Origin of the sequence: Clostridium sp. MT-14, from assembly GCF_042436595.1 — a bacterium.
Lineage (GTDB): Bacteria > Bacillota > Clostridia > Clostridiales > Clostridiaceae > Clostridium_B > Clostridium_B aromativorans.
Window position 1 is genome coordinate 96,075 of the sequence record NZ_JBHMIY010000011.1, and the last position, 6,171, is coordinate 102,245.

A 6,171-nucleotide genomic window follows, 5' to 3' on the forward strand; every position below is an offset into this window, starting at 1 on the left:
GATAACATGAAATTTTATTCTCATCCTGATAAATTAATTTTAACTCATCTTATGGAAGTCAATGAAATATCTCGGAATTATTGTGATAAAAAATACAGCAAAGCAGAGGAAATATTGAGTTTTTCTCATGACTTTGGAAAATATACTACCTTTTTTCAAAAATATATTTTAGGTAAAGATAAAACTAAAAATGCCTTGAATAACCATGGGTTTATATCTGCGCTGTTTGGGGCATTTATTGCCCTTGGTTTTTATAATGATGATGTTATGCCCGTGATTATATATAATTGTATACTTCATCACCATGGAAGCATGCAAAATGTTGATATAAATTTGCCTAAAAATTTTAGAAAGCCGATAATAGATAGAGCTGATCTCAGAGGAAAAGTTGATATTGCCTATGAACAAATGGAGAATATAGAAAAAAATAGTAAGTTTATAGCAGAAGATTATAAAAAAATTGGATATGAAAAATACTTTGATGAATTCATAACTCAAAAACCTCTTGAAAAGATTCTGACTGAATTAAAAAAAATGCAATTTAAATTTGAATATGACAATGAAAGTGAGGAAACTTATTTTATAAGTCAGATGCTGTACAGCTCACTTATTGCAGCAGACAAGATCAGCGCTTCAAATACAGATGTTCCAGAAATAAAATTTGCAGATTTCGATATCCTAAACAAAACGAAAAATGAGAAATTTAAAGATAGTGCTAAAGATAAAATAAATTTAATTAGAGCTCAGATATTTAGCAGTGTACAAAGCAACATTAATAATGTTTATGAGGATAATAAGGTGTTTTCTATAACAGCTCCTACGGGAACGGGTAAAACTTACTGCGGATTTTTTGCAGCTTTAAAACTTCAAAAGCTTTTAGGGGGAAATAGGAAAATAATATATTCCCTTCCGTTTACGTCTATAATAAACCAAAATTATTCTTCAATATATTCCCTTTTTGAAAATATTCCTGATTTTAAAAATCAAAGCAGTGAGTATATAATAAAGCACCACAGCCTTGCGGATGTTGAATACAGCAGTGAACACGAAAATTATACAAAAGTCAAGGCTGAAATGTTAATAGAAAATTGGAACAGCGGAATAATAATTACAACCTTTGTCCAGCTTCTTGAAACTTTAATAGGCAATAAAAACAGGATGCTTAAGAAATTCAATGCACTGAAGAATTCAATAATTATCCTAGATGAGGTACAAGCTATAGATATAAAATACTTGAAACTTGTAGAATTTATTCTTGAATCAGCCAGCAGATATCTTGATTGCAGGATAATAATGATGACTGCAACTAAGCCTCTCATACTTTCAAGTGCGTCAGAACTTTTGGATAACAATAAGAAATATTTTGATATGTTCAATAGAACTTCTATTATTCCAAGGCTTGAACCAATTAAAATAGAAGATTTCATAGAAGAATTTTATGAAAATATGGAGAACAAGTCCTATCTTATAATATGCAATACCATAGCACAATCCTTGAAAATTTATAGAGAACTTAAAAATAGCGGCAGGAAAGTGTTGTATTTATCTACTAATATTTTACCCTGCCATAGAAAAAAAAGAATAGATGAAGTGACACAAATGTTAAAAAAAGGTGAAAAAATAATACTCATTTCCACCCAGGTTGTAGAAGCAGGTGTGGATTTTGATTTTGACGTTGTGATAAGGGATATAGCACCCATTGATTCCATAATACAGTCAGCAGGCAGATGTAATAGAAATGGTGAGAAAGAAAATGGAGATGTGTATGTTTACTCTATGGTGGATGACAGCGGTACATACTATGGCACCAGAGTTTATGGGAAAACTCTTATAAATATAAGCAGGGAACTTTTAGAGGACAGGAAATATATAGAAGAAAAAGAATATTTTGAACTTATCGGAGATTATTTTAATGAAGTGGATGAAAATAAAAATCAGGAGGATTCTGAGAAATTCAAAGAATCAATTATAAAGATGCGTTTTAGTGACAAAGACTACAGCCTGGATAAGTTCTCACTTATAAAGGAAAATAGCAATTATGTAGATGTATTTTTTAGAATCAGTGATGAGGCTGAAAGAATATATAATGAACTTTTGAAGGCTCTAAGTATTAAAAATATTGAAGCTAAAAACGAGAAAATTCTTGGAATAAAAAATAAAGTCAGGGAATATACTCTGTCTATTCCGCTTAAATATGTTGACGAGGTAAATAACAAAGATGATATTATATTGAATTTTCCCAAAAGTGCCTGCGAAGTATATTATGATGATATGACAGGATATAAGAGGGAAAAGGAAGAAGATTTTTTTGTTATGTAGGAGTGATATTATGGAAGTCAATGGAACCATGCTTTGGTACTACAATGTGTGCAAACGGGAAGTTTGGCTTATGTCCAGGTCCATAGTGCCTGACCAGCAGGATGAAAATATAGACATAGGCCGTTTTATACATGAACGTACATATAAGAGAAACAGCAAGGAAATCAGTTTCGGGAACGTTAAATTCGACGTGCTTTTCAGATCCAAAAATCAGATAACAATTGGGGAGACGAAGAAAACTTCTAAATATGCTGAGGCTTCAAAATGGCAGCTTATGTATTATCTAAACCAGTTAAAAGAAGCCGGCATAAAAGCAAAGGGTGTTTTGCTATATCCGGAGGAGAAAAAGAGGACAGAAGTAAACCTAACAGAAGAATCCCGGGAACGCCTTCAAAAAATGTGCCTGGATATAGAAAAGATATGTGCACTTGAACATCCTCCTTCTGCTGAGAAGATACGATTTTGCAGGAATTGTGCTTATAGGGAATATTGTTATTCATAGGAGGCAGAGATGAAAAAGGATATTTATATTTTTAATGATGGGGATTTAAAGAGAAAAGACAATACCGTGTTTTTTGAAACAGGTGGAAAGAAAAAATATTTGCCCGTGGAGGAACTAAATAATATCTGGGTGTTTGGTGAAATCAATTTAAATAAGAAATTTCTTGATTTTGTATCTCAAAAAGAAATATGTATACATTTTTTTAATTATTATGGATATTATACTGGAACTTTCTACCCAAGGGAGCATTTAAACTCTGGATATGTCATATTGAAGCAGGCTGAAAATTACCTTGATTATGAAAAGAGACTTAAAATAGCCAGGATGATAATAGAGACCGCAGCGGAAAACATAATTGTGATTTTAAAATATTATAACAGCAGGGGTGTGGATGTTGAACCAGAACTCAAGGATATAGCGGAAAAGAAAAAGTTTATGGAAAATTGCCGGACTATAGAAGAACTCATGGCAGTTGAGGGCAACATGAGGCAGGAGTATTATGGATGTTTTTCAAAGATAATAAAGAATCCGGAATTTGCCTTTAAAATCAGAAGCAAGCGTCCTCCAAGGGACAAGATAAATGCACTTATCAGCTTTGGAAACTCCATGATGTATACTACTGTTTTAGGAGAGATATACCAAACCCAGCTGGATCCGAGGATAGGATACCTTCACTCCACAAATATGAGGCGTTTTTCACTTAATCTTGATATAGCTGAAATATTCAAGCCCATAATAGTGGATAGAACTATCTTCACCATTCTTAACAGGAATGAGCTGACGGAAAAAGATTTTGAATCTGATTTTAATGGTATAATGTTGAATGATAAAGGAAGAAAAAAATTTATAGAAGAGTACAACAATAAACTTTTAACCACAATAAAGCACCCTAAAATAGGAACTACTGTCAGCTACAAACGTATAATAAGGCTTGAATTGTATAAACTTCAAAAATATATAACTGAAGATGAGCCGTATAGTGGTTTTGTTGCGAGGTGGTAATCAGTGTTTGTAATACTTGTCTATGATTTTGGGGAAAAGCGTGTAGGCCGCGCTCTTAAAACATGCAGAAAGTATTTAACCTGGGTTCAAAATTCCGTTTTTGAAGGAGACATAAGCATGGCTAATTTAAAGAAATTAAAGTGCCAGCTTTCTGACATCATGGTAAGCAGTGAGGATTCAGTGATAATATATACTTTCAAAAGCACTAAATATTCTAATAGAGAGGTTCTTGGCGTGTCGAAAAATCAACAGGATATATTTTTATAACTGCAATTCATAATATACAATTTATACATTAAATATTCAAGGTATTTGTATAAATATTAGCCTTCAAAAGAGCCTAAAGGCGCATTACTTCGTTGAAGAATTTTTATTTAACTTCAAATTACGAATTGCAGATTTTTATAAAATGGCTTGATTAATTTTCAAAAACATTTTAGGACTATCTTAAATTTTTTGTCGTCGACCCTGAATAGAGTAAAAATTACCGTGGGTCGACAATTTTTATGACTGCAGTTAATTGGCGGCTTGAGATTGGTTTTTGAAATTTTTCCAGAGATTTTCCTGGATATTGCAATCTTGGACAAGCTGATGTATGCNACTGCAGTTAATTGGCGGCTTGAGATTGGTTTTTGAAATTTTTCCAGAGATTTTCCTGGATATTGCAATCTTGGACAAGCTGATGTATGCTTTATTTGATGGGATTTTAGATTACCTATGAGGAATTGAAACATAATTTTATATTGTATCCATAACAGGGATATAGTAGATTTTAGATTACCTATGAGGAATTGAAACATTCTATCTCGTATTGCTTTTTGAGCATATATATCATGATTTTAGATTACCTATGAGGAATTGAAACTTAATCTCACACCGCATACAATCAATATCATGTTAGGATTTTAGATTACCTATGAGGAATTGAAACAGGTTAAATTTAAAACTTCTTTCGCATTTTCATCAGAGATTTTAGATTACCTATGAGGAATTGAAACATGTCTATTTCTTTATTACAATTACATTATATTCTAGATTTTAGATTACCTATGAGGAATTGAAACGCTAATAATGCCGTTGGTATTAAAAAAGGTCAAAGAGATTTTAGATTACCTATGAGGAATTGAAACGTGTCATTTAAATAGGTCAGAGCACTCTCACATTCAACGATTTTAGATTACCTATGAGGAATTGAAACTAAATACAAAGAATGGCAAGACAACAGGGTTTTACTGATTTTAGATTACCTATGAGGAATTGAAACTAAAAATGGGAGCACGAAGAAAAAAAGTTCCTCAAAGGATTTTAGATTACCTATGAGGAATTGAAACAAGAACAATGCCCAGGCGCTCGGCGACAAAATAGAGGGATTTTAGATTACCTATGAGGAATTGAAACTACAGCCAACATGAATAAAGCTGATGCCCAGCTTTCCGATTTTAGATTACCTATGAGGAATTGAAACACAATCAAGGAAACACAGGACGTGCTTAATATGTTTGATTTTAGATTACCTATGAGGAATTGAAACGTGGTGATGTCGCTGGAAATCTGCTCAATAAAATAAGATTTTAGATTACCTATGAGGAATTGAAACTAGAGTCTGATAGAGAGCAAGAGGTAGCTGTAGATCCTGATTTTAGATTACCTATGAGGAATTGAAACCTTCTTATCTGCCATATTTGTTCACCCCTTTATTTTGATTTTAGATTACCTATGAGGAATTGAAACCTTTTGATTCTTAACATAAATTTACAAAAGCACGTTGATTTTAGATTACCTATGAGGAATTGAAACTATAATATAACTTTTGGGGGGTGTACAGTTATAACAGATTTTAGATTACCTATGAGGAATTGAAACCTTGGCATGGATATGATAAAGATACAGGTATAGTAACTGATTTTAGATTACCTATGAGGAATTGAAACATATAAAATCCATCACTTTTCTTTTCATCAGAATTCTTGATTTTAGATTACCTATGAGGAATTGAAACAGAAAAATGGTTTTTCTAATGTATTAGATTGTAAAATGGATTTTAGATTACCTATGAGGAATTGAAACAGTATAAGGACTGTCCCTCTGGTCTAAATGAGAAGATGATTTTAGATTACCTATGAGGAATTGAAACTCTGTGCAGACAGCAACAGTAGTAACTATTATCTACGATTTTAGATTACCTATGAGGAATTGAAACTATTTGAATACAAAGGAAAGTATTATAGTGCTTATTGATTTTAGATTACCTATGAGGAATTGAAACAAATGTGATTTACGTCGGGCAAATGAGACTTCTGAAATGATTTTAGATTACCTATGAGGAATTGAAACCAGAAAGCATATCC

The 6,171-nt window shown here is 32.3% G+C and carries 4 protein-coding genes and 1 CRISPR repeat array; all 4 genes read left to right on the top strand.

Annotation, left to right across the window (positions count from 1 at the left end; genetic code table 11):
• Nucleotides 1–6: 6 nt before the first annotated feature.
• The 4 genes from cas3 to cas2 are packed head-to-tail and all read left to right on the top strand — an operon-like array spanning nucleotide 7 to nucleotide 4,090.
• On the top strand, nucleotides 7–2,319 hold the full coding sequence (gene cas3 / locus ACFHWD_RS10080) for a CRISPR-associated helicase Cas3' (protein ID WP_378061710.1): 2,313 nt from the start codon (nucleotides 7–9) through the stop codon (nucleotides 2,317–2,319).
• Nucleotides 2,320–2,329: 10 nt separating this feature from the next.
• Nucleotides 2,330–2,821, top strand: a complete 492-nt coding sequence (gene cas4 / locus ACFHWD_RS10085; RefSeq protein WP_179978584.1) for a CRISPR-associated protein Cas4 — start codon at nucleotides 2,330–2,332, stop codon at nucleotides 2,819–2,821.
• A 9-nt stretch (nucleotides 2,822–2,830) separates the two neighbouring features.
• Nucleotides 2,831–3,823 carry a type I-B CRISPR-associated endonuclease Cas1b gene (gene cas1b, locus ACFHWD_RS10090; RefSeq protein ID WP_106010410.1) on the top strand — a complete coding sequence of 331 codons (993 nt, stop codon included), beginning with the start codon at nucleotides 2,831–2,833 and terminating at the stop codon, nucleotides 3,821–3,823.
• A 3-nt stretch (nucleotides 3,824–3,826) separates the two neighbouring features.
• Nucleotides 3,827–4,090 (top strand): CRISPR-associated endonuclease Cas2, encoded by a 264-nt coding sequence (gene cas2 / locus ACFHWD_RS10095; protein WP_106010409.1) that lies wholly within the window; start codon nucleotides 3,827–3,829, stop codon nucleotides 4,088–4,090.
• A gap of 435 nt (nucleotides 4,091–4,525) precedes the next feature.
• Nucleotides 4,526–6,157: direct repeats of the CRISPR family, unit length 30 nt; unit sequence GATTTTAGATTACCTATGAGGAATTGAAAC.
• Nucleotides 6,158–6,171 lie beyond the last annotated feature (14 nt).

Coding starts and splice junctions, on each gene's coding strand:
- cas1b (WP_106010410.1), top strand. CDS start 2,831: ATGAAAAAGGATATTTATATTTTTAATGATGGGGATTTAAAGAGAAAA.
- cas3 (WP_378061710.1), top strand. CDS start 7: ATGAAATTTTATTCTCATCCTGATAAATTAATTTTAACTCATCTTATG.
- cas4 (WP_179978584.1), top strand. CDS start 2,330: ATGGAAGTCAATGGAACCATGCTTTGGTACTACAATGTGTGCAAACGG.